Annotated in this window: 22 protein-coding genes, 2 pseudogenes and 1 riboswitch; of the genes and pseudogenes, 23 read left to right on the top strand and 1 reads right to left on the bottom strand. The window is 69.9% G+C overall.

Annotated features, from left to right (window positions below; translation table 11 throughout):
* Positions 1–235 precede the first annotated feature (235 nt).
* The 20 genes and pseudogenes from AAFF41_RS40640 to AAFF41_RS40730 all read left to right on the top strand — a co-directional run bounded on the left by AAFF41_RS40640 (position 236) and on the right by AAFF41_RS40730 (position 21,518).
* Positions 236–2,028, top strand: a pseudogene (locus tag AAFF41_RS40640) (DUF5941 domain-containing protein).
* Entirely contained in the window at positions 2,025–2,777 is a 753-nt protein-coding gene (locus tag AAFF41_RS40645; protein WP_054232739.1) for a phosphocholine cytidylyltransferase family protein, read from the top strand. The pseudogene AAFF41_RS40640 and the gene AAFF41_RS40645 overlap by 4 nt, the downstream one beginning before the upstream one ends.
* Complete coding sequence (locus tag AAFF41_RS40650) at positions 2,765–3,826, top strand: iron-containing alcohol dehydrogenase family protein (protein WP_319752059.1); 1,062 nt, start codon at positions 2,765–2,767, stop codon at positions 3,824–3,826. The genes AAFF41_RS40645 and AAFF41_RS40650 overlap by 13 nt, the downstream gene beginning before the upstream one ends.
* The gene (locus tag AAFF41_RS40655) at positions 3,804–4,583 is read left to right on the top strand and encodes a CDP-alcohol phosphatidyltransferase family protein (RefSeq protein ID WP_319752060.1); all 780 of its coding nucleotides are present in this window, start codon (positions 3,804–3,806) and stop codon (positions 4,581–4,583) included. The genes AAFF41_RS40650 and AAFF41_RS40655 overlap by 23 nt, the downstream gene beginning before the upstream one ends.
* A gap of 8 nt (positions 4,584–4,591) precedes the next feature.
* Positions 4,592–5,464, top strand: coding sequence for a glycosyltransferase family 2 protein (locus tag AAFF41_RS40660; RefSeq protein ID WP_415925976.1), 873 nt, complete (start codon positions 4,592–4,594; stop codon positions 5,462–5,464).
* A gap of 122 nt (positions 5,465–5,586) precedes the next feature.
* Positions 5,587–6,516 carry an ABC transporter permease gene (locus tag AAFF41_RS40665; protein ID WP_319752062.1) on the top strand — a complete coding sequence of 310 codons (930 nt, stop codon included), beginning with the start codon at positions 5,587–5,589 and terminating at the stop codon, positions 6,514–6,516.
* On the top strand, positions 6,422–7,282 hold the full coding sequence (locus AAFF41_RS40670; protein ID WP_388413961.1) for an ABC transporter ATP-binding protein: 861 nt from the start codon (positions 6,422–6,424) through the stop codon (positions 7,280–7,282). The genes AAFF41_RS40665 and AAFF41_RS40670 overlap by 95 nt, the downstream gene beginning before the upstream one ends.
* Before the next feature lie 358 nt (positions 7,283–7,640).
* The gene (hpnC, locus tag AAFF41_RS40675; protein ID WP_343325609.1) at positions 7,641–8,543 is read left to right on the top strand and encodes a squalene synthase HpnC; all 903 of its coding nucleotides are present in this window, start codon (positions 7,641–7,643) and stop codon (positions 8,541–8,543) included.
* The gene (gene hpnD, locus AAFF41_RS40680) at positions 8,540–9,490 is read left to right on the top strand and encodes a presqualene diphosphate synthase HpnD (protein ID WP_054232732.1); all 951 of its coding nucleotides are present in this window, start codon (positions 8,540–8,542) and stop codon (positions 9,488–9,490) included. The genes hpnC and hpnD overlap by 4 nt, the downstream gene beginning before the upstream one ends.
* A gap of 8 nt (positions 9,491–9,498) precedes the next feature.
* Entirely contained in the window at positions 9,499–9,630 is a 132-nt protein-coding gene (locus tag AAFF41_RS51850; protein ID WP_351519792.1) for a DUF6380 family protein, read from the top strand.
* The gene (hpnE, locus tag AAFF41_RS40685; RefSeq protein ID WP_319752064.1) at positions 9,627–11,045 is read left to right on the top strand and encodes a hydroxysqualene dehydroxylase HpnE; all 1,419 of its coding nucleotides are present in this window, start codon (positions 9,627–9,629) and stop codon (positions 11,043–11,045) included. The genes AAFF41_RS51850 and hpnE overlap by 4 nt, the downstream gene beginning before the upstream one ends.
* The gene (locus AAFF41_RS40690) at positions 11,045–12,172 is read left to right on the top strand and encodes a polyprenyl synthetase family protein (protein WP_079064752.1); all 1,128 of its coding nucleotides are present in this window, start codon (positions 11,045–11,047) and stop codon (positions 12,170–12,172) included. The genes hpnE and AAFF41_RS40690 overlap by 1 nt, the downstream gene beginning before the upstream one ends.
* 151 nt (positions 12,173–12,323) lie before the next feature.
* Complete coding sequence (gene shc / locus AAFF41_RS40695) at positions 12,324–14,348, top strand: squalene--hopene cyclase (RefSeq protein ID WP_343325610.1); 2,025 nt, start codon at positions 12,324–12,326, stop codon at positions 14,346–14,348.
* Positions 14,348–14,989 (top strand): phosphorylase family protein, encoded by a 642-nt coding sequence (locus tag AAFF41_RS40700; protein WP_319752069.1) that lies wholly within the window; start codon positions 14,348–14,350, stop codon positions 14,987–14,989. Before shc ends, AAFF41_RS40700 begins: the two co-directional genes overlap by 1 nt.
* Before the next feature lie 5 nt (positions 14,990–14,994).
* Positions 14,995–16,017, top strand: coding sequence for an adenosyl-hopene transferase HpnH (gene hpnH, locus AAFF41_RS40705; RefSeq protein WP_054232727.1), 1,023 nt, complete (start codon positions 14,995–14,997; stop codon positions 16,015–16,017).
* Between the two features lie 4 nt (positions 16,018–16,021).
* Positions 16,022–17,179, top strand: a complete 1,158-nt coding sequence (gene ispG / locus AAFF41_RS40710) for a flavodoxin-dependent (E)-4-hydroxy-3-methylbut-2-enyl-diphosphate synthase (RefSeq protein ID WP_319752070.1) — start codon at positions 16,022–16,024, stop codon at positions 17,177–17,179.
* A 28-nt stretch (positions 17,180–17,207) separates the two neighbouring features.
* Complete coding sequence (gene dxs / locus AAFF41_RS40715; protein ID WP_343325611.1) at positions 17,208–19,136, top strand: 1-deoxy-D-xylulose-5-phosphate synthase; 1,929 nt, start codon at positions 17,208–17,210, stop codon at positions 19,134–19,136.
* Positions 19,133–20,533, top strand: a complete 1,401-nt coding sequence (locus AAFF41_RS40720; protein ID WP_343325612.1) for an aspartate aminotransferase family protein — start codon at positions 19,133–19,135, stop codon at positions 20,531–20,533. The genes dxs and AAFF41_RS40720 overlap by 4 nt, the downstream gene beginning before the upstream one ends.
* A 155-nt stretch (positions 20,534–20,688) precedes the next feature.
* Entirely contained in the window at positions 20,689–21,342 is a 654-nt protein-coding gene (locus AAFF41_RS40725) for a helix-turn-helix domain-containing protein (protein ID WP_319752073.1), read from the top strand.
* A gap of 59 nt (positions 21,343–21,401) precedes the next feature.
* On the top strand, positions 21,402–21,518 hold the full coding sequence (locus AAFF41_RS40730) for a DUF6126 family protein (RefSeq protein ID WP_054232722.1): 117 nt from the start codon (positions 21,402–21,404) through the stop codon (positions 21,516–21,518).
* 40 nt (positions 21,519–21,558) lie between these two features.
* Here the strand turns inward: AAFF41_RS40730 and AAFF41_RS40735 are convergent, their stop codons facing one another.
* Complete coding sequence (locus AAFF41_RS40735; protein ID WP_319752075.1) at positions 21,559–22,356, bottom strand: tyrosine-protein phosphatase; 798 nt, start codon at positions 22,354–22,356, stop codon at positions 21,559–21,561.
* 182 nt (positions 22,357–22,538) lie between these two features.
* On the opposite strand from AAFF41_RS40735, the pseudogene AAFF41_RS40740 reads away from it, so the two are divergent.
* The 3 genes and pseudogenes from AAFF41_RS40740 (at position 22,539) to AAFF41_RS40750 (ending at position 26,634) form a co-directional block, all read left to right on the top strand.
* Positions 22,539–24,607, top strand: a pseudogene (locus AAFF41_RS40740) (alpha-galactosidase).
* 302 nt (positions 24,608–24,909) lie between these two features.
* Positions 24,910–25,066, top strand: a riboswitch (cyclic di-AMP (ydaO/yuaA leader).
* Between the two features lie 4 nt (positions 25,067–25,070).
* Entirely contained in the window at positions 25,071–26,051 is a 981-nt protein-coding gene (locus AAFF41_RS40745) for a M23 family metallopeptidase (protein ID WP_319752077.1), read from the top strand.
* Positions 26,035–26,634 carry a DUF6250 domain-containing protein gene (locus AAFF41_RS40750; protein WP_319752078.1) on the top strand — a complete coding sequence of 200 codons (600 nt, stop codon included), beginning with the start codon at positions 26,035–26,037 and terminating at the stop codon, positions 26,632–26,634. Before AAFF41_RS40745 ends, AAFF41_RS40750 begins: the two co-directional genes overlap by 17 nt.
* The last annotated feature ends 44 nt before the right edge of the window (positions 26,635–26,678 follow it).

Below are 26,678 nucleotides of genomic sequence, written 5' to 3' on the forward strand. Positions count from 1 at the left end.
CGAGTGCGGGTTTGTGACACGGCCCCCGGATCACCGATGATGATCGCGGCGGAGGCGGTACGCAGATGTGGTTGATCGCGCAGTGAACGGGCGATGAACGCCTGCTTCTCATCATCCGATAGCCTCTGCCGACATGCCGCCCAGCGGCCTGAGCCCCCTCGGGCCTGGGGCCGGGGCCTTCCCACCACGTACACGCCCGGCGCAAGGCCGCGTCGGCACCCAGGGAGTGAGTTCGCTGTCGACCGCCATCCTCACCGGCCAGCCGGTCCCCGGATCGTCGCTCGAGAGCGATCTGCGGTCGCTCGGCTTCGACGTGCGGCTCGCCGGCGAAGCCGGTGACGCCGAGACACTGCTGGCCGCCGTACCGGCGGACCATCGGGTCGCCGTCGTCGACGCCCGCTTCGTGGGGCACCTGCACGCACTGCGCCTCGGCCTCACGGACCCACGGTTCGCGGCCTCCGCACTGCCCGGCGCCGTATCGGTACAGCCCGAGGCCCGCCGGGCGCTGACCCGTGCCGTGGCCCGTGAGAGCTCTGCCTCCGGCGGCCTCGCCGTCGCCACCGACAACCTCGCCGAGCGGCTCACCGCGGCCCTCGACGCGGACGGCGTCGCCGTGTTCCGCCCCGAACTCGGCACGCTCGTCGCCGCGGTCCCCGCCGACCCGCAGGAGCGCAACGAGGCCCGGCAGGCCGTGTCCGCCGTGGACGACGAGGCCGTACGCCTGCGCAGCGCCGTCAAGGCCCGCGACGGCTTCTTCACCACGTACTGCATCAGCCCGTACTCGCGCTACATCGCCCGCTGGTGCGCCCGTCGCGGCCTGACCCCGAACCAGGTCACCACCGCCTCCCTGCTCACCGCGCTGATCGCCGCGGGCTGCGCCGCCACCGGCACCCGCGCCGGATTCGTCGCGGCCGGGCTGCTGCTCCTGTTCTCCTTCGTCCTGGACTGCACGGACGGGCAACTCGCCCGCTACTCGCTCCAGTACTCGACGCTCGGCGCCTGGCTGGACGCGACCTTCGACCGCGCCAAGGAGTACGCCTACTACGCGGGCCTCGCCCTCGGAGCCGCCCGCGGGGGCGACGACGTATGGGCCCTTGCGCTCGGCGCGATGATCCTCCAGACCTGTCGGCACGTCGTGGACTTCTCCTTCAACGAGGCGAACCACGACGCCACCGCCAACACCAGCCCCACCGCCGCACTCTCGGACAAGCTCGACAGCGTCGGCTGGACGGTCTGGGTGCGCCGGATGATAGTCCTGCCCATCGGCGAACGATGGGCGATGATCGCCGTCCTCACGGCGCTGACGACCCCCCGCATCACCTTCTACGTGCTGCTCGTCGGCTGCGCGTTCGCCGCGACGTACACCACGGCGGGCCGCGTACTGCGCTCGCTCACCCGCAAGGCCCGGCGCACGGACCGGGCGGCGCAGGCGCTGGCGGATCTCGCGGACAGCGGACCGCTCGTCGAACTGCTGGCGCGCCTCGCACGCGGCACGGTCCGTGTCGCGGCGCCCGTCAGTGCCGCCGTCGGCGGCGTCCTCGTGGTGACCTCGGCCCTGCTCTGGGGCGCGGGCTGGCAGACCGTCCTGTGCGCCGTCGGCTACGTGCTCCTGTCCGCCCTCGCCGTCGTCCGCCCCCTCAAGGGCGCCCTCGACTGGCTGGTGCCCCCCTTCTTCCGCGCCGCCGAATACCTCACCGTTCTGGTCCTGGCGGCCAAAGCCGATGTGAACGGAGTGCTACCCGCGGCTTTCGGCCTGGTGGCCGCCGTCGCCTACCATCACTACGACACGGTGTACCGCATCCGCGGCAACGCCGGAGCCCCCCGCACTGGCTGGTGCGGGCCATCGGCGGGCACGAAGGCAGGACGCTGCTGGTCACCGTCCTGGCCGCGCTGCTCACCGCCGCACAGTTCAAGGTCGCGCTCACGGCGCTCGCCGTGGCCGTGGCGCTGCTGGTGCTCGTGGAGAGCATCCGCTTCTGGGTGTCCTCCGGGGCCCCCGCCGTACACGATGAAGGAGAACCCGCATGATCGGCCTCGTGCTGGCGGCCGGCGCCGGACGGCGTCTGCGTCCCTACACCGACAGCCTCCCAAAGGCTCTCGTACCGGTGGGACCCGAGGGCATGGAGGACAGCATCACGGTCCTGGACCTGACCCTCGGCAACTTCGCCGAGATCGGTCTGACCGAGGTCGGGATCATCGTCGGCTACCGCAAGGAAGCCGTGTACGACCGCAAGGACGCCCTGGAGGCCAAGTACGGCCTCAAGATCACCCTCATCGACAACGACAAGGCCGAGGAGTGGAACAACGCCTACTCCCTGTGGTGTGGCCGTGACGCCCTCAAGGACGGTGTGATCCTCGCCAACGGCGACACCGTGCACCCGGTCTCCGTCGAGAAGACGCTGCTGGCCGCCCGCGGCGACGGCAAGCGGATCATCCTCGCCCTCGACACGGTGAAGAAGCTCGCCGACGAGGAGATGAAGGTCGTCGTGGACCCCGACAAGGGCGTCCGGAAGATCACCAAGCTGATGGAGCCCGCCGAGGCCACCGGCGAGTACATCGGCGTCACCCTCATCGAGGGCGACGCCGCGGCCGACCTGGCCGACGCCCTGAAGACGGTGTGGGAGACGGACCCGCAGCAGTTCTACGAGCACGGCTACCAGGAGCTGGTCAACCGCGGCTTCACGATCGACGTGGCGCCGATCGGTGACGTCAAGTGGGTCGAGATCGACAACCACGACGACCTCGCCAAGGGACGGGAGATCGCGTGCCAGTACTGACAAGGCTCATCCCCTCCCCGGTCGTCGTCGACATCCGCCCGGGTGCCCTGGACGACCTGGCGAGCGTGCTCTCCGACCAGCGGATCTCGCACTCCGGCAAGCTGGCCGTCGCCGTGAGCAACGGCTCCGGCGCGAAGCTGCGCGAGCGGATCGCCCCGGCCCTGCCCGGCGCCACCTGGTACGAGGTCGGCGGCGGCGCCCTCGACGACGCGATCCGGCTGGCCGGTGCCATCAAGGCCGGCCACTACGACGCGGTCGTGGGCCTGGGCGGCGGCAAGATCATCGACTGTGCGAAGTTCGCCGCGGCGCGCGTCGGTCTCCCGCTGGTCGCCGTGCCCACCAACCTCGCGCACGACGGCCTGTGCTCGCCCGTCGCGACCCTCGACAACGACGCGGGCCGCGGCTCCTACGGTGTGCCGAACCCGATCGCGGTCGTCATCGACCTCGATGTGATCCGCGAGGCACCGGCGCGCTTCGTGCGAGCCGGCATCGGCGACGCGATCTCCAACATCAACTCGATCGCGGACTGGGAACTCTCCCACCGCGTCAACGGCGAGAAGATCGACGGCCTCGCCTCCGCGATGGCCCGTCAGGCCGGCGAGGCGGTGCTGCGGCACCCGGGCGGCATCGGGGACAACGACTTCCTCCAGGTGTTGGCCGAGGCGCTGGTCCTCACCGGCGTCGCGATGTCGATCTCGGGCGACTCACGGCCCGCCTCGGGCTCCTGCCACGAGATCAACCACGCCTTCGACCTCCTCTTCCCCAAGCGCGCGGCGAGCCACGGCGAGCAGTGCGGCCTGGGCGCGGCCTTCGCGATGTACCTGCGGGGGGCGCACGAGGAGTCGGCGTACACGGCCGAGGTGCTGCGCCGGCACGGGCTGCCGGTACTGCCCGAGGAGATCGGGTTCACCGTGGACGAGTTCGTGCAGGTCGTGGAGTTCGCTCCGCAGACCCGGCCGGGCCGCTACACGATCCTCGAACACCTCGACCTGAAACCCAACCAGATCAAGGACATCTACTCCGACTATGCCAAGGCCATCAGTAGCTGAGCTCCGCCCCGTCGTTCATCCCGCAGGGGTGAAGGACCGGCGCAGCGGTGAGCATTGGGCGGGACGCCTGTACATGCGAGAGATCTCGCTGCGCTGCGACCGCTACCTGGTGAACACCAGGATCACGCCCAACCAGCTCACGTACCTGATGACTGTCTTCGGCGTGCTCGCCGCCCCGGCCCTGCTGGTGCCGGGGATCCCGGGCGCCGTGCTCGGCGTGCTCATGGTCCAGCTCTACCTGCTGCTCGACTGTGTCGACGGTGAGATAGCGCGCTGGAAGAAGCAGTTCTCGCTCGGCGGGGTCTACCTGGACCGGGTCGGTGCCTATCTGACCGACGCCGCGGTGCTCGTGGGCTTCGGCCTGCGCGCCGCCGATCCCTGGGGGTCCGGGCGGATCGACTGGCTCTGGGCCTTCCTCGGCACCCTGGCGGCCCTCGGCGCGATCCTGATCAAGGCCGAGACCGACCTCGTCGGCGTCGCCCGCCACCAGGGCGGCCTGCCGCCGGTCAAGGAGTCGGCGTCCGAGCCGCGCTCGTCCGGCATGGCACTGGCCCGCAGGGCCGCCGCCGCGCTGAAGTTCCACCGGCTGGTGCTCGGCATCGAGGCGTCCCTGCTGATCCTGGTGCTGGCCATCGTGGACTCGGTGCGCGGAGACCTGTTCTTCACCCGCCTCGGCGTCGCGGTCCTGGCCGGCATCGCCCTCCTCCAGACCGTGCTGCACCTCGTGTCCATCCTCGTCTCCAGCAGGCTGAAGTGAGTACGGCGATGAAGGTCGGCGCGGTCGTCATCACCATGGGCAACCGCCCCGACGAGCTCCGAGCCCTGCTGGACTCCGTCGCCAAGCAGGACGGCGACCGGGTCGAGGTGGTCGTGGTCGGCAACGGCTCGCCCGTCCCGGACGTCCCCGACGGCGTACGCACCGTAGAGCTGCCCGAGAACCTCGGCATTCCCGGCGGCCGCAACGTGGGCATCGAGGCGTTCGGCCCCGGTGGCACGGACGTCGACATCCTGCTCTTCCTCGACGACGACGGCCTCCTCGCCACCCACGACACCGCCGAGCTGTGCCGCCGGGCCTTCGCCGCCGACCCCGAGCTGGGCATCATCAGCTTCCGGATCGCGGATCCCGAGACCAAGGAGACCCAGCGCCGCCACGTACCGCGGCTGCGCGCCTCCGACCCGATGCGCTCCTCGCGCGTCACCACCTTCCTCGGTGGCGCCAACGCGGTCCGTACGAAGGTCTTCGCCGAGGTCGGCGGACTACCGGACGAGTTCTTCTACGCCCACGAGGAAACCGACCTGGCATGGCGGGCCCTCGACGCGGGCTGGATGATCGACTACCGGTCCGACATGGTCCTGTACCACCCCACGACCGCCCCTTCGCGGCACGCGGTGTACCACCGCATGGTGGCCCGCAACCGTGTCTGGCTCGCGCGCCGAAACCTTCCCGCGCCGCTCGTCCCCGTCTACCTCGGGGTCTGGATGCTCCTGACCCTGGCCCGTCGCCCCTCGGGACCAGCCCTGAAGGCGTGGTTCGGCGGTTTCAAGGAGGGCTGGACCAGTCCCTGCGGGCCCCGGCGTCCCATGAAGTGGCGTACGGTGTGGCGGCTGAGCCGCCTAGGTCGTCCTCCTGTCATCTGACAAGCGGCTACGCCATCTGACAAGCTCGTTCCCGGGAGCACGTTCGCCGTACTCCGGTGTCCCGTGCCCTCAGCCCCTGCCCGACCAGGCCGTGCGCATCATGAAGACGAAAGTTTCCATTTGTGAGTGAGACAACGCATGACGGAGCTGTCGCAGTGAGCGACCGGCCGTCCCCCGATGACGGGCTCTCCGCGGCCGACATCGCCGCCAAGTACGGGCTCGCGGTCAGCGGCGCGCGGCCCGGACTCGTCGAGTACGTGCGTCAGCTGTGGGGGCGTCGGCACTTCATCCTCGCCTTCTCGCAGGCGAAACTCACCGCGCAGTACAGCCAGGCCAAACTCGGCCAGCTGTGGCAGGTGGCGACGCCGCTGCTGAACGCGGCCGTGTACTACTTCATCTTCGGCGTGATCCTCAAGGCCAGCCGGGGCATGTCGCACGACACCTACATCCCGTTCCTGGTGACCGGTGTGTTCGTCTTCACGTTCACGCAGAGCTCGATCATGGCGGGCGTCCGAGCGATCTCGGGCAACCTGGGGCTGGTGCGCGCGCTGCACTTCCCGCGCGCCTCGCTGCCCATCTCCTTCGCGCTCCAGCAGCTCCAGCAGCTGCTGTTCTCGATGATCGTGCTCTTCGTCGTGGTGATCGGTTTCGGCAGCGCGCCGGGTCTGTCCTGGCTGCTGATCGTCCCGGTGCTGGTGCTGCAGTTCCTCTTCAACACCGGCCTCGCGCTGATCGTGGCGCGCATGGGCGCCAAGACGCCGGACCTCGCCCAGCTGATGCCGTTCATCCTGCGCACCTGGATGTACACCTCGGGCGTCATGTTCTCCATCAGCAACATGCTCGTCGGACGGCCCGAGTGGTTCATCCGCGCGCTCCAGGTGAACCCGGCCGCCATCTACATGGACCTGATGCGCTACGCCCTCATCGACGGCTACGGCGCCTCGCACCTGCCGCCCCATGTGTGGGCCATCGCCACCTTCTGGGCCGTGGTCGTCGCCGCCGGCGGGTTCGTGTACTTCTGGAAGGCGGAAGAGAGGTACGGCCGTGGCTGAGCAGACATCCCACATCCCGACCGTGATCGCGGACGAGCTGCACATCGTCTACCGCGTGAACGGCGCCAAGACCGGCAAGGGCAGCGCCACCGCCGCCCTCAGCCGCATCATCAAGCGCGGCGAGGAGCGGGGCGTACGCAAGGTGCACGCCGTCAAGGGCGTCTCCTTCACGGCCTACCGCGGCGAGGCCATCGGCCTGATCGGCTCCAACGGATCCGGCAAGTCCACGCTCCTGCGTGCCATCGCCGGTCTGCTGCCCGCAGAGAAGGGCAAGGTCTACACCGACGGCCAGCCCTCGCTGCTCGGCGTGAACGCGGCCCTGATGAACGACCTCACGGGCGAACGCAACGTCATATTGGGCGGGCTCGCGATGGGCATGTCCCGCGAGCAGATCAGGGAGCGCTACCAGGAGATCGTCGACTTCTCGGGGATCAACGAGAAGGGCGACTTCATCACCCTGCCGATGCGCACCTACTCCTCCGGCATGGCGGCGCGGCTGCGCTTCTCCATCGCGGCCGCCAAGGACCACGACGTCCTCATGATCGACGAGGCCCTCGCCACCGGAGACCGCTCCTTCCAGAAGCGCTCCGAGGAGCGGATCCGGGAGCTGCGCAAGAGCGCGGGCACGGTGTTTCTGGTCAGCCACAACAACAAGTCGATCCGGGACACCTGCGACCGCGTGCTCTGGCTGGAGCGCGGTGAGCTGCGGATGGACGGTCCGACCGAAGAGGTCCTCAAGGAGTACGAGAAGTTCACGGGCAAGTAGCTCGTAGTACGCAGGGCCCCGCCGCAACGATTCGGCGGGGCCCTGCGTCTGCAAAGGAAACGCCAACTCCTGCTGGCCTTAGGAATCTTGACACCAATCGGTGTGTTGTTGTGATGTGCAGGACACCCCGACGAACCTTGCTGCGTTGTACAACGTAAGCTGTACCGGTGCTGAATCGCGGCAAGTGGGGCGATACTGCGCGACACCCGGCACCGGCGCGCCGCGCGGAGTCCCGGGCGGCGTGTCCGAAAAGGGCACTATTGGGTCGGCAGTGTAGAACGGGAGATGTGACGGCAATGGCTACGGAAACTCTCCAGCTCCGCGACGCGTGTGCCGTCCCCGCGCCGGGCGGCGAGCGGTGACCCAAGCCGGTACGGCGCGCACTGGTGAGACAGAGCGCGGAACGCTCGACAAGGCCGCGGGCGAGAACTTCCCCGTGGCACCCTTTTTCCTGCCCCAGGCCTGGCGCGACGACCTGATGGCCGTCTACGGCTTCGCCCGCCTCGTCGACGACATCGGCGACGGCGATCTCGCCCCGGGCGGCGGGGACGCCAGGCTGCTCGGCGTGTCGCCCGACGAGGCCGAGGACCGTCTCGTACTCCTGGACGCCTTCGAGGCCGACCTGCACCGCGTGTTCGACTCGACGCCGCACCACCCGCTGCTGCGCCGCCTGCAGCCCACGGTCCGCCGCACGGACCTCACCCCCGAACCCTTCCTCGGGCTGATCGCGGCCAACCGCCAGGACCAGCTGATCAAGCGCTACGAGACCTATGACGACCTCGTGGCCTACTGCGAGCTGTCCGCCAATCCTGTCGGCCGCCTGGTGCTGTCCGTCACCGGCACCTCCACGCCCGAGCGGATCCGCCGCTCGGATTCGGTGTGCACGGCGCTGCAGATCGTCGAGCACCTCCAGGACGTCGCCGAGGACCTCAGCCGCGACCGCATCTACCTGCCGGCCGAGGACATGAAGCGCTTCCATGTCCAGGAGGCGGATCTCGCCACGGCCACAGCGGGCGCATCGGTGCGCGCGCTGGTTGCATACGAAGCAGAACGCGCGCTCCACCTCCTGAATGAAGGCACCCCCCTCGTGGGTAGCGTCCACGGCAGGTTGAAGCTGCTGCTCGCGGGGTTCGTGGCAGGGGGAAGGGCGGCGATCCGCGCGATCGCCGCCGCCGAATACGACGTACTTCCCGGCCCGCCCAAGCCCGGCAAGCTCCAGTTGCTGCGCGAGGTGGGAGTGACTCTGCGAGGAGAGGGGTGATCCGGACCGTGGAGTCGGAACAACACGTGTCCGCACCGGTACTCGCCGCTTACAGCTACTGCGAGGCAGTGACCGGTCAGCAGGCTCGTAATTTCGCCTATGGCATCAGACTTCTGCCGACGCCCAAGCGTCGTGCGATGTCGGCGCTCTACGCGTTCTCACGGCGTGTCGACGACATCGGCGACGGCGCGCTGGCAACGGATGTGAAGGCGGCGCGGCTCGAGGACACCCGGGCTCTGCTCGCCCGGATCCGCGAGGGCCGGGTCGACGAGGACGACACCGACCCGGTCGCGGTCGCCCTCAGCCACACCGCCGCGTATTTCCCGGTGCCGCTGGGCGGCCTCGACGAACTCATCGACGGCGTCCTGATGGACGTACGCGGTGAGACGTACGAGACCTGGGACGACCTGAAGGTGTACTGCCGGTGCGTGGCCGGGGCGATCGGGCGGCTCTCGCTCGGCGTGTTCGGTACGGAACCGGGGGCGCGCGGCGCCGAGCGCGCGCCGGAGTATGCGGACACGCTCGGGCTCGCGCTCCAGCTCACCAACATCCTTAGGGACGTACGGGAGGACGCCGCGGGCGGGCGTACCTATCTGCCCGCCGACGACCTCGCGAAGTTCGGCTGCTCGGCCGGATTCAACGGCCCGACCCCGCCCGAGGGCTCCGACTTCGCGGGCCTCGTCCACTTCGAAGTGCGACGGGCCCGCACCCTTTTCGCCGAGGGCTACCGGCTGCTGCCCATGCTCGACCGGCGCAGCGGCGCCTGTGTCGCGGCCATGGCCGGCATCTACCGGCGGCTTCTCGACCGCATCGAGCGCGAGCCGGAGGCCGTGCTGCGCGGCCGCGTCTCGCTGCCGGGGCGCGAGAAGGCGTACGTCGCCGTGCGCGGCCTCTCCGGTCTGGACGCCCGGCATGTCTCCCGGCGTACCGTCAGGAGGCGTACCTGATGGACAATATGGGCCAAGGTGATTCCACCGGCGAAAAGCGGCACGCAACCCTCCGGCGCCGGGTGGCGTCCCTGACTGCGATGGCCTGCCGTGCACCGTTCAATCACCGCGGCACGGCCGCTGGGGAGGGTGCACGATGAGCGAGGACACGCAGCCCACGGGGGCTTCGGGCCGCCCGGAAGGGGCTGGCGCCGCCGTAGTGGTCGGCGGCGGCCTGGCCGGAATCACCGCCGCGCTCGCACTGGCCGACGCCGGGGTGCGTGTCACCCTGCTCGAAGGCCGGCCGCGGCTCGGCGGGCTCGCCTTCTCCTTCCAGCGCGGCGAACTCACCGTGGACAACGGACAGCATGTGTATCTGCGCTGCTGCACCGCCTACCGGTGGTTCCTCGACCGCATCGAGGGGGCCTCGCTCGCGCCCCTGCAGGATCGTCTCGACGTGCCCGTTCTCGACGCCGAGGCGAAACCCGGGCGGCGGCTCGGCAGAATCGGCCGCAGCGCGCTGCCCGTACCACTGCATCTCGCGCGCAGCCTGGCGACCTATCAGCATCTGTCTCTCGCAGAGCGCGCCAAGGTCGGCCGCGCCGCACTGGCGCTCAAAGCGCTCGATCTCGACGATCCCGCCCTCGACGACCAGAACTTCGGCCAATGGCTCGCCGAGCACGGTCAGTCGGAGCGTGCCGTCGAGGCACTGTGGGACCTGGTGGGGGTCGCCACCCTCAACGCGGTGGCCGGCGACTCCTCGCTCGGGCTCGCCGCGATGGTGTTCAAGACCGGTCTGCTGTCCGACCCGGGTGCGGCCGACATCGGCTGGGCACGTGTCCCGCTGGGCGAACTGCACGACACCCTGGCCCGCAAGGCGCTCGACTCCGCGGGCGTGCGTACCGAAGTCCGTACACGCGTCACCTCCATCTCCCTTAACGAGAACGGGCGTTGGAGCGTTCAGGTTCCCGGCGAGACGCTCGACGCCGACACCGTCGTCCTCGCCGTACCCCAGCGCGAGGCCCACGATCTGCTGCCCGCGGGAGCGCTCGACGCCCCCGAACGGCTGCTGGAGATCGGCACCGCGCCGATCCTCAACGTCCACGTCGTCTACGACCGGAAGGTGCTCGCGCGACCGTTCTTCGCCGCCCTCGGCTCCCCGGTGCAGTGGGTCTTCGACCGTACCGACGCGTCCGGACTGCGGCAGGGGCAGTACCTCGCCCTGTCGCAGTCGGCCGCCCAGGACGAGATCGACGAACCCGTCGCCGTGCTGCGCGAGCGCTATCTGCCGGAGCTGGAGCGGCTGCTGCCCCCCGCGCGCGGCGCGGAGGTGACGGACTTCTTCGTGACCAGGGAGCGCACCGCGACGTTCGCCCCCACCCCAGGCGTCGGGCGGCTGCGACCCGGCGCTCGCACCAGAGCCCCCGGCCTCTATCTGGCCGGCGCGTGGACCGCCACCGGGTGGCCCGCGACCATGGAGAGTGCGGTCCGCAGCGGCGCCGGTGCGGCGCGAGCCGCCCTGGGCGCCCTGGGCCGGCCCCGCGACCACCTCCTCGCGTTCGAGGAGGCGGCCTGATGCTCGACGAGCGCGCGGCAGACCCCCGCACCCCCGGTACCGCAACAAGAGGAGAGACTGTGCCCACTGTGCCCCCGGCCGACAAGGCTGCCGACGCGGTGGACGTGACCGCGCTCCTGGAGCGCGGCCGGACCCTGGCCACACCGGTGCTGAAGGCGGCCGTCGACCGCCTGGCGTCGCCCATGGACACCGTCGCCGCCTACCACTTCGGCTGGATCGACGCCCAGGGCAATCCCGCGGACGGCGACGGCGGCAAAGCCGTACGCCCGGCGCTGGCCGTGCTGTCCGCGCAGGCCGCCGGTGCCGCCCCCGAGGTGGGCGTGCCCGGCGCGGTAGCGGTCGAGCTCGTGCACAACTTCTCCCTGCTCCACGACGACCTGATGGACGGCGACGAACAGCGCCGCCACCGCGACACCGTCTGGAAGGTGCACGGCCCCGCCCAGGCGATCCTTGTCGGCGACGCCCTGTTCGCGCTGGCCAACGAGATCCTCCTCGAACTCGGCACCGTCGAGGCCGGCCGCGCCACCCGCCGGCTGACCAGCGCCACCCGCGCCCTCATCGACGGCCAGGCCCAGGACATCTCCTACGAGCACCGCGACCGCGTCAGCGTCGAGGAGTGCCTGGAGATGGAGGGCAACAAGACGGGCGCCCTGCTCGCCTGCGCCTGCTCCATCGGCGCGGTCCTCGGCGGCGCGGACGACCGCACCGCGGACACGCTGGAGAAGTACGGCTACCACCTCGGCCTGGCCTTCCAGGCCGTCGACGACCTCCTCGGCATCTGGGGCGACCCGGAGGCCACCGGCAAGCAGACCTGGAGCGATCTGCGCCAACGCAAGAAGTCCCTGCCGGTCGTGGCGGCCCTCGCCGCGGGCGGGCCCGCCTCCGAGCGGCTCGGCGAACTGCTCGCCGAGGACGCCAAGGCCAGCGACTTCGAGAACTTCTCCGAGGAGGAGTTCGCCGTGCGCGCCGCGCTCATCGAGGAGGCGGGCGGCCGCGAGTGGACCGCCCAGGAGGCACGCCGCCAGCACACCATCGCCATCGAAGCCCTGGACGCCGTGGAGATGCCCGACCAGGTGCGGGCCCAGCTCGTGGCGCTCGCCGACTTCGTCGTCGTACGGAAGAGATGATCACTATCGGTCGAATAAACCTCGCGTAGTCGCCGGCCGGTGCCTCCCCCAAGCTCTCAACTCCGTTCGAGCAGGGTGGGACCCCCATGAGACAGACGCACCGGCCGACGGCGGACCCAGCAGAGTCGTACCACTGCACGAAGGGGAAGCCATGACAGCGACGACCGACGGAAGCACCGGGGCACTGCCGCCCCGCGCTGCCGCGGCCAGCGAAATCCACCCAGAGACGACTCCCGTGGCGGCCGGGGCAGTCGAGACCCGAGACGTCGCCACGCACGCCATACAGCGCGCCACCGATTTCCTGCTCTCACGGCAGGACGCGGAGGGCTGGTGGAAGGGCGACCTCGAGACGAACGTCACGATGGACGCCGAGGACCTGCTCCTCCGTCAGTTCCTGGGAATCCGCGACGAGACGACCACACGCGCCGCCGGGCTGTTCATCCGCGGCGAGCAGCGCGAGGACGGCACCTGGGCCACCTTCTACGGCGGCCCCGGAGAACTGTCCGCCACCATCGAGGCGTACGTCGCCCTGCGGCTGGCCGGGGACGCCCCGGACGAGCCGCACATGGCGAGGGCGGCCGCCTGGATCCGCGAGCGGGGCGGCATCGCCTCGGCCCGCGTCTTCACCCGGATCTGGCTCGCCCTGTTCGGCTGGTGGAAGTGGGACGACCTGCCCGAACTCCCGCCGGAGCTCATCTACTTCCCGAAGTGGATGCCGCTCAACATCTACGACTTCGGCTGCTGGGCGCGGCAGACGATCGTGCCGCTGACCATCGTCTCGGCGAAGCGCCCGGTGCGGCCCGCGCCGTTCCCGCTCGACGAGCTGCACACCGACGCGGGCGACCCCAACCCGGTCAAACCGCTCGCCCCCGCTGCGAGTTGGGACGGGGTCTTCCAGCGCCTCGACAAGGCCCTGCACCAGTACCGCAAGGTCGTTCCGCGCAGGCTGCGCCGGGCCGCGATGAACACGGCGGCGCGCTGGATCATCGAACGGCAGGAGAACGACGGCTGTTGGGGCGGCATCCAGCCACCCGCGGTGTACTCGGTCATCGCGCTCCACCTGCTCGGCTACGACCTCCGACACCCCGTGATGCGTGAGGGGTTGGCGTCGCTGGACCGGTTCGCCGTCTGGCGCGAGGACGGCGCCCGGATGATCGAGGCCTGTCAGTCACCGGTCTGGGACACCTGCCTCGCCACCATCGCGCTCGCCGACGCGGGCCTGCCCGCCGACCATCCACAGCTGGTGAAGGCCGCGGACTGGATGCTCGGTGAGGAGATCGTGCGGCCCGGGGACTGGGCGGTGAAGCGGCCCCACCTTCCGCCCGGGGGTTGGGCCTTCGAGTTCCACAACGACAACTACCCCGACATCGACGACACCGCCGAGGTCGCCCTCGCGCTGCGCCGCGTCCGCCACCACGACCCGGAGCGCGTCGAGCACGCCATCGGGCGCGGCGTGCGCTGGAACCTCGGTATGCAGTCCAAGGACGGCGGCTGGGGCGCCTTCGACGTCGACAACACCAGCGCCTTCCCCAACCGGCTCCCGTTCTGCGACTTCGGGGAGGTCATCGACCCGCCGTCCGCCGACGTCACCGCCCATGTGGTGGAGATGCTCGCGGTCGAGGGGCTCTCGCACGACCCGCGCACCCGCCGGGGCATCGAGTGGCTGCTCGCCCACCAGGAGCCGGACGGCTCGTGGTTCGGGCGCTGGGGCGTCAACTACGTCTACGGAACGGGGTCGGTGCTCCCGGCGCTCGTGGCCGCCGGACTGCCCGCCTCGCATCCGGCGATCCGCCGGGCCGTCGCCTGGCTGGAGACCGTCCAGAACGACGACGGCGGCTGGGGCGAGGACCTGCGCTCCTACCACGAGGTCGCCGAGTGGAGCGGACGCGGCGCCTCGACCGCCTCCCAGACCGGCTGGGCGCTGCTCGCCCTGCTGGCCGCGGGGGAGCGGAGCTCCAAGGCGGTGGAACGCGGGATCGCCTGGCTCGCGGAGACCCAGCTGGCGGACGGCTCCTGGGACGAGCCGTACTTCACCGGCACCGGGTTCCCGTGGGACTTCTCGATCAACTACCACCTCTACCGGCAGGTCTTCCCGCTCACCGCGCTCGGCCGCTATGTCCACGGCGAACCGAGCTTCGTCCACGGCGAGTCGTTCGCCGAGGTCAAGGGGGGTTGATGAGCACAAAGCCCGATCCGGCCCCGCTGCTGATCGCCTGCGCGCTCGGCATCGAGCACCTCGCCCTGCGCAGCGGCGACCGTACCGGGGCCGACGGGCCCGTCACCGTGCTGCGCACCGGCATGGGGCCCAAGGCCGCCGAACGCTCGGTCACCCGGATCCTGGCCGACCCGGCGCTGAGCGAGGCCGCCGTCCTGGCCACGGGCTTCTGCGCGGGGCTCGCCCCGGGCATGCACCCCGGTGACCTGGTGGTCGCCGAGGAGACCCGGGACCCACGCGGCAGCACCCCGTGCGTGGGCACCGAACTACTCGTCAAGGAACTCGTGCGCACCGTGCCCGGGCGCACCGTCCACACCGGGCCACTCACCGGCTCCGATCACGTCGTCCGAGGTCACGAGCGGTCGGAGCTGCTCGCGACCGGCGCGATCGCGGTCGACATGGAATCCGCGGCAACGCTCCACAGCGCCGTGCGTGCGGGCGTACGCCCGGTTGCGGCCGTACGGGTGGTCGTGGACGCTCCAGAACATGAACTCGTCCGAATCGGCACAGTACGCGGTGGAATATCAGCTTTCCGTGTTCTTCGTGCCGTCCTTCCCGCTTTCTTTGAATGGCACCGTTCTTTGTTGCTCCCCCGGAGGTGAGCCAGATGGCCATGCCGCTTCGGCAGTCCATGAAGGTCGCTGCGTACCTGTTTGAACAGAAGCTCAGGAAGCGGGACAAGTTCGCGCTGCTGGTCGAGTTGGAACCCCTCTTCGCCTGCAACCTCAAATGCGAGGGCTGCGGCAAGATCCAGCACCCGGCGGGGGTGCTCAAGCAGCGCATGCCCGTTGCCCAAGCCGTGGGAGCGGTCCTCGAATCCGGCGCGCCGATGGTCTCCATCGCCGGGGGCGAGCCGCTGATGCACCCGCAGATCGACGAGATCGTGCGGCAGCTGGTGGCCAAGAAGAAATTCGTCTTCCTGTGCACGAACGCGCTGTTGATGCGCAAGAAGATGGACAAGTTCAAGCCCTCGCCGTATTTCGCCTGGGCCGTGCACATCGACGGGCTGCGCGAGCGGCACGACGAGTCGGTGGCCAAGGAGGGCACCTTCGACGAGGCGGTCGCGGCCATCAAGGAGGCCAAGCGGCGCGGCTTCCGGGTCACCACCAACTCGACCTTCTTCAACACCGACACCCCGCAGACCGTCATCGAGGTCCTCAACTTCCTCAACGACGACCTGAAGGTGGACGAGATGATGCTCTCGCCCGCCTACGCCTACGAGAAGGCGCCCGACCAGGAGCACTTCCTGGGCGTCCAGCAGACCCGGGAGCTGTTCAAGAAGGCCTTCGCTGGCGGCAACCGGCGCCGCTGGCGGCTCAACCAGAGCCCGCTCTTCCTGGACTTCCTGGAAGGCAAGGTCGACTTCCCGTGCACCGCGTGGGCGATCCCCAGCTACTCGCTCTTCGGCTGGCAGCGGCCCTGCTACCTGATGAGCGACGGGTACGTGCAGACGTACAAGCAGCTCCTGGAGGAAACCGACTGGGACTCCTACGGGCGCGGCAAGGACGAGCGGTGCGCGAACTGCATGGCGCACTGCGGCTACGAGCCGACCGCCGTCCTCGCCACGATGGGCTCCCTCAAGGAGTCGCTGCGCGCCGCCCGCGAGACCTTCACGGAAAGCCGCGGGTGACGACATGACCGCCGTTTCCTTGGGCCTCCCCGAGGTGCCGGTCCGGCCGATCGCCGAACGCCGTGTGTCGCGGCGGATCCAGGTCGGAGCGGTGGCGGTCGGGGGCGGAGCACCCGTTTCGGTGCAGTCGATGACGACGACGCGTACGTCGGACATCGGTGCCACCCTGCAGCAGATCGCGGAACTCACCGCGTCCGGCTGCCAGATCGTGCGCGTCGCCTGCCCCACGCAGGACGACGCGGACGCCCTCGCGACCATCGCCCGCAAGTCCCAGATCCCGGTGATCGCGGACATCCACTTCCAGCCCAAGTACGTGTTCGCGGCCATCGACGCGGGCTGTGCGGCGGTGCGGGTGAACCCGGGCAACATCAAGCAGTTCGACGACAAGGTCCGCGAGATCGCGCGGGCCGCCTCGGACGCCGGGACGCCGATCCGGATCGGGGTCAACGCCGGGTCGCTCGACCGGCGGCTGCTGCAGAAGTACGGCAGGGCGACCCCCGAGGCGCTGGTCGAGTCGGCGCTGTGGGAGGCGTCCCTCTTCGAGGAGCACGGGTTCCGGGACATCAAGATCTCGGTGAAGCACAACGACCCGGTGGTGATGGTCAACGCCTACCGGCAGCTCGCCGCCCAGTGCGACTATCCGCTGCACCTCGGTGTGACGGAGGCCGGCCCGGCGTTCCAGGGCACGATCAAGTCCGCCGTGGCCTTCGGGGCGCTGCTCGGTGAGGGCATCGGGGACACCATCCGGGTCTCCCTGAGCGCCCCGCCCGCCGAGGAGGTCAAGGTCGGCCTCCAGATCCTGGAGTCGCTGAACCTGAAGCAGCGCCGCCTGGAGATCGTCTCGTGTCCGTCCTGCGGACGCGCCCAGGTGGACGTCTACAAGCTGGCCGACGAGGTCACGGCCGGTCTGGAGGGGATGGAGGTCCCGTTGCGCGTCGCGGTCATGGGCTGCGTCGTCAACGGCCCCGGCGAGGCGCGGGAGGCGGACCTGGGGGTCGCCTCCGGCAACGGCAAGGGGCAGATCTTCGTCAAGGGCGAGGTCATCAAGACCGTGCCCGAGTCGAAGATCGTCGAGACCCTCATCGAGGAAGCGATGAAGATCGCCGAGCAGATGGAGAAGGACGGCGTCGCCTCCGGCGAACCCGCCGTCACCGTGAGCTGATCAGCACGGACCGAGAGGGGGCCCGAGCGTGACGATTCTGGAGAGCATCCGGGGACCACGCGACCTGAAGGCGCTGTCCGAGGCGGACGTCGGTGAACTGGCGGAAGAGATCAGGGAGTTCCTGGTGCACGCGGTGGCCAGGACCGGCGGTCATCTCGGACCCAATCTGGGGGTGGTGGAACTCTCCATCGCGCTCCACCGGGTCTTCGAGTCACCCGTCGACCGCCTCCTGTGGGACACCGGCCACCAGAGCTACGTACACAAGCTGCTGACGGGACGCCAGGACTTCTCCAAGCTGCGCGGAAAGGGTGGCCTGTCCGGCTATCCCTCGCGTGAGGAGTCCGAGCACGACATCATCGAGAACAGCCACGCCTCCACGGCGCTCGGCTGGGCGGACGGGCTCGCCAAGGCCCGTCAGGTGCAGGGCGAGAAGGGCCATGTCGTCGCGGTCATCGGCGACGGCGCGCTGACCGGCGGCATGGCGTGGGAGGCGCTGAACAACATCGCCGCCGCCAAGGACCGCCCGCTGATCATCGTCGTCAACGACAACGAACGCTCGTACGCGCCGACCATCGGTGGTCTCGCCAACCACCTCGCGACCCTGCGGACGACCGACAGTTACGAGAAGGTCCTCGCCTGGGGCAAGGACGTACTGCTGCGCACCCCCGTCGTCGGACACACCCTCTACGAGTCGCTGCACGGCGCGAAGAAGGGGTTCAAGGACGCCTTCGCGCCGCAGGGCATGTTCGAGGACCTGGGGCTCAAGTACGTCGGGCCGATCGACGGGCACGACGTCGGGGCCGTGGAGTCCGCGCTGCGCCGGGCGAAACGGTTCCACGGGCCGGTGCTGGTGCACTGCCTGACCGAGAAGGGGCGCGGTTACGAGCCCGCGCTCGCGCACGAGGAGGACCACTTCCACACGGTCGGTGTGATGGATCCGCTGACGTGCGAGCCGCTCGCGCCCTCGGGCGGGCCGTCCTGGACCTCGGTGTTCGGGGACGAGATCCTCCGGATCGGCGAGGAGCGGGACGACGTCGTGGCGATCACGGCGGCCATGCTGCACCCGGTGGGGCTCGGGAAGTTCGCCGAACGGTTCCCCGACCGGGTGTGGGACGTCGGGATCGCCGAACAGCACGCCACGGTGTCGGCGGCCGGGCTCGCCACCGGCGGTCTCCATCCGGTCGTCGCCGTCTACGCGACCTTCCTCAACCGGGCCTTCGACCAGCTCCTCATGGACGTCGCGCTGCACCGCTGCGGAGTGACCTTCGTGCTCGACCGGGCGGGGGTCACCGGCGTCGACGGGGCCTCGCACAACGGCATGTGGGACATGTCGATCCTCCAGGTCGTGCCGGGCCTGAGGATCGCCGCGCCGCGCGACGCCGACCAGCTGCGGGCCCAGCTGCGGGAGGCGGTCGCCGTCGACGACGCGCCGACGCTGATCCGCTTCCCGAAGGAGTCGGTGGGCCCCGCGATCCCGGCGGTCGACCATCTGGGCGGGCTCGACGTCCTGCACCGCTCCGACGACACCCCGCAGGTCCTCCTGGTCGCCGTCGGCGTGATGGCGCCGGTCTGCCTCCAGGCGGCCGAGCTGCTGGAGGCCCGTGGGGTCGGCTGCACGGTCGTCGACCCGCGCTGGGTCAAACCCGTCGACCCGGCGTTGCCCGGCCTCGCCGCCGAGCACCGGCTCGTCGCGGTCGTCGAGGACAACAGCCGGGCGGCCGGCGTCGGCGCGGCGGTCGCGCTGGCGCTCGGGGACGCCGAGGTCGACGTGCCCGTGCGGCGCTTCGGCATCCCCGAGCAGTTCCTCGCGCACGCCAAGCGCGGGGAGGTGCTGGCCGACATAGGTCTCACGCCCGTCGAGATCGCCGGGCGGATCAGCGCCGGTCTGGCCGTCAAGGACGCGCTGTCGAAGGACACGCCGTTCGAGGATGAGTTGTCCAAGGAGAAACAGGAATGACCGACCCTGCGGAGAAGGGGGAGTTCGACCTCGGCGCGCTCCTCGCCGAGCGCGGAGCCGAGCGCTACGAGCTGCACACCAAGTACCTGAACCACCAGCTCCCGCGCATGCTGCACACCATCGGCTTCGACAAGGTCTACGAGCGGGCCGAGGGCGCGCACTTCTGGGACGCGGACGGCAACGACTACCTGGACATGCTCGCCGGGTTCGGGGTGATGGGCCTGGGCCGTCACCACCCCGTCGTCCGCAAGGCGCTGCACGACGTCCTGGACGCCTCGCTCGCCGACCTCACCCGCTTCGACTGCCAGCCGCTGCCCGGGCTCCTCGGCGAGAGTCTGCTCGCGCACAGTCCCCACCTGGAGCGGGTGTTCTTCGGCAACAGCGGTACGGAGGCGGTGGAGACCGCGCTCAAGTTCGCCCGGTACGCCACCGGGAGGACGAGGATCCTCTACTGTTCCCACGCCTTCCACGGACTGACCACCGGCTCACTGTCCGTCAACGGAGAGGACGGCTTCCGCGACGGCTTCGCCCCGCTGCTGCCCGACACCGCCGTTCCGCTCGGTGACCTGGACGCTCTGGCCCGGGAGCTGAAGAAGGGGGATGTCGCCGGGCTGATCGTCGAGCCCATCCAGGGCAAGGGCGTGCACGAGGCCCCACCCGGATATCTGCGTGCCGCGCAGGAGCTGCTGCACCGGCACAAGGCGCTGCTCATCGCGGACGAGGTGCAGACGGGCCTCGGGCGGACCGGGGACTTCTACGCCTACCAGCACGAGGAGGGCGTCGAACCGGACCTGGTGTGCGTGGCGAAGGCGCTGTCCGGCGGCTATGTGCCGGTCGGCGCGACGCTCGGCAGGGACTGGATCTTCAAGAAGGTCTACTCGTCCATGGACCGGGTCCTCGTGCACTCCGCGAGCTTCGGCTCGAACGCGCAGGCCATGGCGGCGGGCCTCGCCGTGCTCTCCGTGATGGAGAACGAACAGATCGTCGCGAACGCCCGGGCCACGGGAGAACAACTCAGGTCCCGGCTCGCGGCGCTCATCGACAAGTACGAGCTGCTGAGCGACGTACGCGGCCGGGGCCTGATGATCGGCATCGAGTTCGGTCGGCCCAAGTCGCTCAAGCTGCGCAGTCGTTGGACCATGCTGCAGGCCGCGCGCAAGGGCTTGTTCGCGCAGATGGTCGTCGTCCCGCTGCTCCAGCGGCACCGCATCCTCACCCAGGTCTCCGGCGACCACCTGGAGGTGATCAAGCTGATCCCGCCGCTGATCATCGGCGAACGGGACGTGGACCGGTTCGTGGAGGCCTTCACCGCGGTGATGGACGACGCGCACAGCGGCGGCGGCCTGATGTGGGACTTCGGAAAAACCCTGGTCAAGCAGGCGGTCGCGAACCGCTAGCCCTGCGGCACGAAGAGGCGGCGCGGGCTCGGAGCAGGAGCCCTCCCTGGATCGGGACGGGCTCGGAGGACGAGCCCGCCTCGGCCAGGGCTGGGGGGTTTGCCTCAGAGGCAAGAAATTTGCCCGAGAGGCAAGAGTGCGGCTCAATGGAGGACATGAGCCCTGTCGAGTGGGGGGCGGCCGCCACGCCGCCCGAGTCCGCAGCAGCCGAGACGCTGCCCGCCGTCGCACCGCAGCTGCGTGCGCTGCGCCGCCGGGCCTCGCTGACCCTGGAGGCCGCGGCACGCGCCGCCGGCCTTTCGGCCGCCCACCTCTCCCGACTGGAGACGGGACAGCGCCAGCCCTCGCTGCCGATGCTGCTCGCACTCGCTCGTATCTACGGTACGACGGTCTCGGAGCTGCTGGGCGAGACGGTCGCCGAACGGGACGCGATCGTCCGGGCCGCCGACATGGAGCCGACCAAGGCGGGCGGCTGGACCTACTGGCAGGCCGGTGCCCCGGGCCGCGGAATGCAGGCCCTGCGGGTGCACGTCCCCTTCGGCTCGCAGGGCGACATCGTGCGCGTCCACCCCGGCGAGGAGTGGCTCCACGTCCTCCAGGGGCGGTTGCGGCTGCGCCTCGGGGACACCGCCCAGGTGCTCGCGCCCGGGGACAGCGCGCACTTCGACTCGCTGACCCCGCACCGCATCGCGGCCGCCGATCAGTCGGGGGCCGAACTCCTCTTCGTACACACCCTGCTGCAGAGCCCCACCGCCGCGCTGTGCCTCGGCCCGGCGGCAGGACACCCGACCATGGGAGAGCTGTCATGACGGAATCCACGCAACCCCCGGAGCCGACGGAATCCGCCGACCCCGCCACTCGGCGGCGCATGGTCGAGAAGTTCCCGCGCGCCCTGTGGGTACGCCTCTTCATCTACATCGCCGTCGGCCACCTCTTCGCGGCCTTCATCTATCTGCTGTTCGAGCTGGGCGGGCAGAACCAGTAGCCCACAGGGTTCAGGAGCCCAGGCTTCGGGCAGCCAGGGTTCAGTCCAGCAGGCGCTCGCGCAGCCGCTCCCGATGCTCGGGCGTGACTCCCAGTCCCCGCTCCAAATAGGCGTCGATGCCGCCCCAGGTCTCCTCGATCGTCTCGAAGGCCGCGGTCAGATACTCGGCGCGGGCGTCGAACAGAGGGCTGAGCAGCTCCATGACCTCGGGGGAGCGGGCCGCTTCCGAGGAGCCGTTGCGGCGCACCTTGTAGCGGCGGTGGGTCGCGTTCGACTCCAGGTAGTCGGCCACGATCGCGTCGCGCTCGACATCGAGGGCGAGGAGCGTCACGGCTATGGAGAGGCCCGCGCGGTCCTTGCCCGCCGCGCAGTGCATCAGCGCGGGCACGCTGTCCTCGGCCAGGGCGTGCAGCACGTGCGAGTGCTCGGCGGTGCGGTCCTTGACGATCGTGCGGTAGGAACCGATCATCCGGTTCGCCGCCTTGCCGTCGCCGAGGTGCCCACGCAGCTGTTCGACGTCGCCGTCGCGGACCATCTGCCAGAACTCGCTGCCGTCGGCGGGGTCGGTGAGCGGAAGGTTCACGTTCCGTACACCCGGGAGCTCGACGTCCGGCCCCTCCAGCTTCTGGTCCGCGGCATTGCGGAAGTCGAAGATCGTGTGCAGTCCGAGAGAGGAGAGGAACGCGGCGTCCTCCTCAGTGGCGTGCGCGAGATGGCCACTGCGGAACAGCCGTCCGTAGCGCACTCGCCGGCCGTCCACGGTGGGCAGGCCGCCCACGTCTCGGAAGTTGCGCACTCCGGCCAGCTCCGGCTCGGTCGACGGGACCTGCTGCGTCACGGGGGCTCCTCCCATTGGACCGCCGGCGCTGCTCGGCGACGCTCGCCGACGGGAATCGCGCTTTCGACGATACGACATGGGTTCCTCAGGCAATGAAGTTGTCCACAGCCGTTGCCTCCCGGGTGAGACGCCGTTGATGATGTTGGCGATTGAGTGCGGATGTTCGAATCTGTGAGGGTTTGATGATCGAAATCGGCGAAGACGGTCGTACGTGGCTTCTTTCGGGTCCCACGAGCAGCTACGCACTACGGCTGACCGACCTCGACGAACTGCTCCATCTCCACTGGGGGCCACGGATCACCCTCGCGGACGCAGAATCGCTGGCCGCCCTGCCCGGGCCGCCGTACCGACCCTTCGAGTCCCGGCTCGACGGGCGCGAGGAGTATCCCGTCGAGGGCGGCCCCCGCTTCGTACGCCCGGCGCTGTCCGTGCGGACGCAGGAGCGGCGCGGCACCGAATGGCGTTTCGGGGCGTACGAGGCCGACGGCGACGAACTGCGGCTGCGCTTCGCGGACGACGGGCTCGGCATCACCCTGCACTACCGGATGCGCGGCGACGTCGTCGAGCGCTGGGTGACCCTGGCCAACGAAGGACCGTCCCTGGAGCTGCTGCGGGCGGACTCCGCGACCTGGACGCTGCCCGAGCGCGACGGATGGCGCCTCTCCCAGCTGCACGGGCGGTGGGCGGCCGAGTCCCGGCTCGCGCGCTCCCCCTCACCTACGGTGAGAAGGTCATCGGCAGCCGCCGCGGGCACACCGGTCACCAGCACCTGCCGTGGGTCGCGCTGGACAGCGGGGCGAGTGAGGAGCGCGGAGAGGTCTACGCGTGCGCGCTCGGCTGGTCGGGCTCGTGGCGCATCTGCGTGGCCCAACTCCCCGACGCGCGCGTGCAGATCTCCGGCGGCGCGGGGTACGACGACTCCGGACTGTTGCGTCTGGAGCCGGGGGAGTCGTTCACCACCCCCGTCTTCGCGGGGCTGTGGAGCGACGGCGGCTTCGGCGCGGCGAGCCGGACCTGGCACGCGTACCAGAGGGCGTTCGTGATCCCGGACGCGGACCAGGACCGGCCGGTGCTCTTCAACTCCTGGGAGGCCACCCACTTCGACATCTCCGAGGAACGGCAGCGGGAGCTGGCCCGGCGGGCCGCGGAGATGGGCGTCGAGCTCTTCGTCGTCGACGACGGCTGGTTCGGGGCACGGACGAGCGACCGCGCCGGGCTCGGCGACTGGACGCCCAACCCGGACCGCTTCCCGCAGGGGCTGAAGCCGCTCGCCGACGACGTGCACGCGCTCGGCATGCAGTTCGGGATCTGGGTCGAGCCGGAGATGGTGAATCCGGACAGTGAGCTGTACCGCGCGCACCCCGACTGGGTGCAGTTCCAGCCGGGGCGGACCAGGACGGAGTTCCGCAACCAGCTCGTACTCAACCTCGCCCGCCCGGATGTCCAGGAGTACCTGTGGGAGCAGCTCGACGGTCTGCTCTCGAGCGCCCCGATCGACTATGTGAAGTGGGACTTCAACCGCTGCTTCACGGACGCCGGTTGGCCCGGTGAGCCGTACCCGCAGAAGCTGTGGGTCGAGCACGTGGAGGCTCTGTACGGGCTCCTGGGCCGGCTGCGCGCGGAGCATCCCGGGGTCGCCTTCGAGTCCTGCTCGGGCGGTGGCGGCCGGATCGACCTCGGCGTCATGGCGCGCACGGACCAGGTGTGGACCTCCGACAACACCGACCCGCTCGACCGGCTCGCCATCCAGCACGGCTTCAGCCAGATCCACCCGGCCCGGATCATGGCCGCCTGGGTCACGGACAGTCCGAACGCGCAGCTCAACGGTCGGATCAGCTCGCTGCGCTTCCGGTTCGTGAGCGCCATGGCCGGGGTACTCGGGGTCGGCGGTGACCTGGCCGACTGGAGCGAGGCGGAGCTCGTCGAGGCGCGGGAGTGGGTGGACCTCTACAAGGAGATCCGGCCGGTCGTGCAGCGCGGGGACCTCTACCGGCTGCGGCCTCCGGAGGGCGGGCTGAGTGCGGTGCAGTACGTCCACGGCGACGAGACCGTCGTCCTCGCCCTGCTCCAGGCCCAGCGTCACGGCGAGCCGGTCGCCCCGCTCCGGTTGCGCGGGCTCGATCCGAGCGCCGCGTACGAATGCCGTGAAACGGGTGAAGTGCACCGAGGTGCGGTGCTGTTGCATCACGGGTTGCGGACGGGGCTGCGCGGGGACTTCGATGCGGCAGTTATCCGACTGCGTCGCATGTGAGCGTTCTGTCCTTTTTTGATGCCTTGATTCCAACTGGATCTGGGATAAGGGACCGTGGTGTGGCGCGGGTGAGCAGCGTCATATTCGTGACGATGCGTTGCGGGCCCGCTTTCTCGATCCGCCTGAATTTCCAGGCGGGTTGAGAGGCGGGGGAGATCATTGTCCACGGAGGGTGACCGGAATTCCGGCATGGATCAAGAAAGGCACCCGCACAGAAAAGCCACATGGTTGGCGATGCGCCCCCATCTCGCTTACGTTCGCCCTCAATCCGGACGGACGCCCAATCCTGCCGCCGCCCGGTATCCGCACACCCACCGGTAACCGGCAGGAGCGGGGGACCCACAGGTACCACGCCTGTTCCGGTCTCCGGAACGGCTAGGGGTATAGCCGCGCAGCCGCGTGGCCGGGCATCTCCAGCCCGCACCCGACAGCTCACCTCGCAGGCGCCGGAGAGGAATTCGTCATGCCTGCGAAGGGTAAGCACCGCCGACCCAAGTCCCAGCGTTTCTCCCGCTCGATCGCCGTGGCCGGAACCGGTGGCGCCGCGCTCGCGCTGCCGCTGATGGGGGCCGCCGGCGCCCATGCCATGACGCCTACGGCCGCGGTTTCGTCCACTCCGGAAAAGGCCGCGACGATTTCCTCCGCGACGGTTCCTCAAAAGTCCGCGACGGTTTCGGAAAAGTCCGCGACAACCTCCACGGCCTCGGTGAAGACCTATTCGGTGAAGGTCGGCGACTGGCTCGCCAAGATCGCCGAGCGGCAGCATCTCAGCGGCGGCTGGCAGAAGCTCTACTCCGACAACCGCCAGGCCATCGGCAGTGACCCCTCGCTGATCCACCCCGGCCTGAAGCTCACGATCGGCGAGAGGGCCGTGTCGACCGACGACGCCAAGCCGTCGACCAAGTCGTTCACGCAGTCGTCCGCCACGACGTCCACGCGATCGTCGGCGCGGTCGGCCACCGGGTCGTCCGGCGCGGCGGACGCGACCAAGGCCCAGGCCGCCGCACCCCGGGCCACCGGCGCCGCCACCAACACCGGTTACACCCTGCCGGTAGAGGGCGCCACCATCGGCACCGGCTACAAGGTCGCCGGCAGCATGTGGTCCAGCGGTTACCACACCGGTGTGGACTTCGTGGTCCCGACCGGCACCACCGTCAAGGCCATCGCCGCCGGCACCGTCGTATCGGCCGGCTGGGGCGGTGCGTACGGCAACCAGGTCGTCGTCCAGCACGCCGACGGCCGGTACTCGCAGTACGCCCACCTGTCCGCCCTGTCCGTCTCGACCGGCCAGACCGTGACCGAGAGCCAGCAGATCGGCCTCTCCGGCGCGACCGGCAACGTCACCGGTCCGCACCTGCACTTCGAGATCCGCACCACCCCGAACTACGGCTCGGACGTGGACCCGGTCGCGTACCTGCGCGCGCACGGTGTCGCCGTCGGCTGACGCCCGCCGCGCCTCTCACGTCTTCGAGGGCCGGACCCCGCGATCGCGGAGTCCGGCCCTCGGTTCGCCGCGCCACCGTCGCGGGCGGCTCATCGCTCACGACGGCTTCCGCCGAGGCCTCGGCCAGTGGGTCGCCGAACTGCAGGACGGCGGCACGGTCACCGCCTCGCACGGCGTCCTGGAGATCGACGTACCGAGCGGTGCGACGGTCTGGTTCAAGCAGCGGCTCGAAGGGCCCTACGCCATCGAGTACACCGCCACACCGGTCTCCGAGGGCGGCGTCAACGACCGGGTCTCCGACCTCGACAACTTCTGGAACGCCGTCGACGTCCGCTCCCCGGACGACCTCTTCGCCACGCCCCGGGGCGGCGCCCTGGCCGAATACGACTACCTGAAGACGTACTACGTCGGATACGGCTCCGGACCACATGGAGCCACTTCCGGATCGAGGGCTTCCAGGCGTGGCGGCTGTTCAACCACTCCTGAAAGAGCCTTATTCCGGGTTCGGTCACACTTTACGAGTGGCTTATCTCACCACCCGTCAACCCCTTCCTACGGTCGCGTAGCTCACATCGAAAGGTGAATCATGGGCCGATGTGGCAGACGATTCGAAGAGTGACAACAGAT

The sequence above is a fragment of the Streptomyces mirabilis genome (assembly GCF_039503195.1).
GTDB classification, from domain to species: domain Bacteria; phylum Actinomycetota; class Actinomycetes; order Streptomycetales; family Streptomycetaceae; genus Streptomyces; species Streptomyces mirabilis_D.

What these genes read in the sequence shown, in the direction of transcription:
- AAFF41_RS51850 (WP_351519792.1), top strand. Translation starts at nt 9,499, where the DNA reads ATGGGCCAAGGTGATTCCACCGGCGAAAAGCGGCACGCAACCCTCCGG.
- AAFF41_RS40670 (WP_388413961.1), top strand. Translation starts at nt 6,422, where the DNA reads ATGTGTGGGCCATCGCCACCTTCTGGGCCGTGGTCGTCGCCGCCGGCG.
- shc (WP_343325610.1), top strand. Translation starts at nt 12,324, where the DNA reads ATGACAGCGACGACCGACGGAAGCACCGGGGCACTGCCGCCCCGCGCT.
- AAFF41_RS40700 (WP_319752069.1), top strand. Translation starts at nt 14,348, where the DNA reads ATGAGCACAAAGCCCGATCCGGCCCCGCTGCTGATCGCCTGCGCGCTC.
- AAFF41_RS40730 (WP_054232722.1), top strand. Translation starts at nt 21,402, where the DNA reads ATGGTCGAGAAGTTCCCGCGCGCCCTGTGGGTACGCCTCTTCATCTAC.
- AAFF41_RS40720 (WP_343325612.1), top strand. Translation starts at nt 19,133, where the DNA reads ATGACCGACCCTGCGGAGAAGGGGGAGTTCGACCTCGGCGCGCTCCTC.
- AAFF41_RS40645 (WP_054232739.1), top strand. Translation starts at nt 2,025, where the DNA reads ATGATCGGCCTCGTGCTGGCGGCCGGCGCCGGACGGCGTCTGCGTCCC.
- AAFF41_RS40655 (WP_319752060.1), top strand. Translation starts at nt 3,804, where the DNA reads ATGCCAAGGCCATCAGTAGCTGAGCTCCGCCCCGTCGTTCATCCCGCA.
- hpnE (WP_319752064.1), top strand. Translation starts at nt 9,627, where the DNA reads ATGAGCGAGGACACGCAGCCCACGGGGGCTTCGGGCCGCCCGGAAGGG.
- AAFF41_RS40725 (WP_319752073.1), top strand. Translation starts at nt 20,689, where the DNA reads ATGAGCCCTGTCGAGTGGGGGGCGGCCGCCACGCCGCCCGAGTCCGCA.
- hpnH (WP_054232727.1), top strand. Translation starts at nt 14,995, where the DNA reads ATGGCCATGCCGCTTCGGCAGTCCATGAAGGTCGCTGCGTACCTGTTT.
- AAFF41_RS40660 (WP_415925976.1), top strand. Translation starts at nt 4,592, where the DNA reads ATGAAGGTCGGCGCGGTCGTCATCACCATGGGCAACCGCCCCGACGAG.
- AAFF41_RS40690 (WP_079064752.1), top strand. Translation starts at nt 11,045, where the DNA reads ATGCTCGACGAGCGCGCGGCAGACCCCCGCACCCCCGGTACCGCAACA.
- ispG (WP_319752070.1), top strand. Translation starts at nt 16,022, where the DNA reads ATGACCGCCGTTTCCTTGGGCCTCCCCGAGGTGCCGGTCCGGCCGATC.
- AAFF41_RS40745 (WP_319752077.1), top strand. Translation starts at nt 25,071, where the DNA reads ATGCCTGCGAAGGGTAAGCACCGCCGACCCAAGTCCCAGCGTTTCTCC.